We start from the raw sequence: 2,089 nt of genomic DNA, 5'->3' as shown, positions 1-2,089 counted from the left end.
TTGCCGTTTGCCAGCTGAAAACGAACCAAATACGTTTCATAGGCATTATCTCCGTTATTTGCCACTTCGTTGCGCTTGCTGGCAATCTGGCTGCGTCCATGTTTCATTGCCTCTGCGCCGAGCTGTGCGGAAGCATAAATCCGGTCGATATTGCTGGACTCTCGTAATGGCTGTACCTCTGCAATATCCAGTAACGTATCCGGATCTTCATCCATATACATCGTACCATAATTTCCCGGACCTTCACGCACACTGCTCATAATGCTGTGGTCAAAATCGGCATAATCCCATGTTTTATTCCATGTTTCATTGGTGCCTCCCCAGACCGGATAGTCGGAAATCAGCTGTGCGGAGACAATTTCCGAGCGATCCGGCAGCTTGCTGTTCCATCCGATGACATCCAGCGAGACAAAGCCCACAGCAACAACCACAACAGCTGCATATACCAGTGTGCCCTTCCAATGATGAAACAAGCTGTGGAAATCCATATCATAGACAATTTCCACGACACACGCCGTCAGAAAGACGCCGATTGCCATACCGACAAACAGCATTCCCCAGCTGCTGGTCATATTTTCAAAAACGAGACCACCAAAGATGCCGACAACGGATACCATGTACAGCTTAAACGGCAGCTGTAACGCCGGAAACGCGATGGACATGCCGGTATTTTCGCTCGCACGAATATGATTGAGGAAATATGCCAAAGCCAGAATCACAATCACAGCAACCAAGCCGCTCGCCGTTTCTTTTCCCAGCTGTATAGAAGAAATCGTATCACCTGCCAGCCCTCCCACCAGCTGAAAGGCCTCTATCATCGGAGAGACATGCAGAGAAACTACTGCTCCCTGCGTTCTGGCTGGCATCAAAATATACAGCAGAGAGTCCACGCCTGCCCAGCCTACCAAAAGACCAAACTGGAACCATGCACACAGCAGAAGCGACACCAGCGTATTGCCGCACACAATCGCAGCCAGCACAGAAACCGCATACACGAGCAAAAATCCTGTGCTGTGCAAAAGAAGGCTGAACAGAATCTCCGGTGCCGAGAGAATCTCTCCGTATCCATGCGCCGCAATGACCGCACACGACAGCAAGACGCCGATGATATACGCCGGAAGCACCGCCAAAATACCCGTCAGCACATGCGAAGCAAACAGCTGTCCGCGCCGAATCGGCAGCGCATGAAAGAAATCCGTCTGATTTTTTACATGCAAATATCGAAACGCACTGATGCCTGCAATCAACGCCAAGATAATGAGCAAGCCCGCCGTCGGGAAATTGACAATCAGCGCATCATGCAAATCTTCGACCACACTGCTGTATACGTACGGATCGCTCATATCCGCGAAGCGCGTGCGCGAGCGAATATCCAGCAGCATATACACCGGCTGGAACACCAGCATCGCCAAAAAGGCAATCGCATATAGTGGTGCCTGCCGCACGCTGCACTGAAGCACCAAGGTGCGCAGTTTCAGTTTACAGGATGAGTTTTTTCGCGTCATAGCCCTGTACCTCCGTTTCTGCCAAAAAGATTTCTTCCAGCGACAGGGGAAGCAGCTCATAATAGAGCGGTTCTCCGCGCCGAATGGCGGCTTCGATGTCCTCTCGGCTGCCGCGAATCGTCGCCGTCACCATCCGGCCACTGTTCTGTCTGCCCAGAACCTCTAAGCCTTCGAGCATCTGCTCTTCCGGCGTCAAATCCGGAATAAACTGCACCTTTTGAATGCTCAGCTTCATATCATCCAAATCACGGGAGAACAAAATACCGCCGCGGTGCAGCAGACCGATGCAGTCGCAAAAATCTTCCAATTCCCGCAGATTATGGGAAGCAATAACCGGTGTTGCACTGAATTCTGCCACATCTCCGGCGAAAATCGCCTTTACCGCCTGCCGCGCCACCGGATCTAAGCCGTCAAAGGTCTCATCGCAAAACAGATAGTCTGCACCGGACGACGCCGCACAAATCACGGACACCTGCTTTTTCATGCCCTTGGAGAACGTGCGCAGCTTGCTCTTTTCATCCAGTCCAAAATTGCTCATCAGACTGCGATAGCGATTTTCATCAAAGTACGGATAAATACTCTTG

2 protein-coding genes are annotated in these 2,089 nt (G+C 51.2%); both read right to left on the bottom strand.

All coding sequences use genetic code 11. The features are described 5' to 3' along the window. On the bottom strand, positions 1-1,505 hold a 1,505-nt coding region (locus ACR0P9_RS11495; RefSeq protein WP_432620279.1), incomplete at its 3' end, for a hypothetical protein. Continuing rightward, positions 1,480-2,089, bottom strand: a 610-nt coding sequence (locus ACR0P9_RS11490) for an ABC transporter ATP-binding protein (protein ID WP_432620277.1), incomplete at its 5' end; no start/stop codon positions are given. The genes ACR0P9_RS11490 and ACR0P9_RS11495, both read right to left, overlap by 26 nt.

Source organism: Butyricicoccus sp. (assembly GCF_050872565.1).
Taxonomy (GTDB): Bacteria; Bacillota; Clostridia; order Oscillospirales; family Butyricicoccaceae; genus Butyricicoccus_A.
This window is presented reverse-complemented; position numbering and strand designations above follow the sequence as displayed.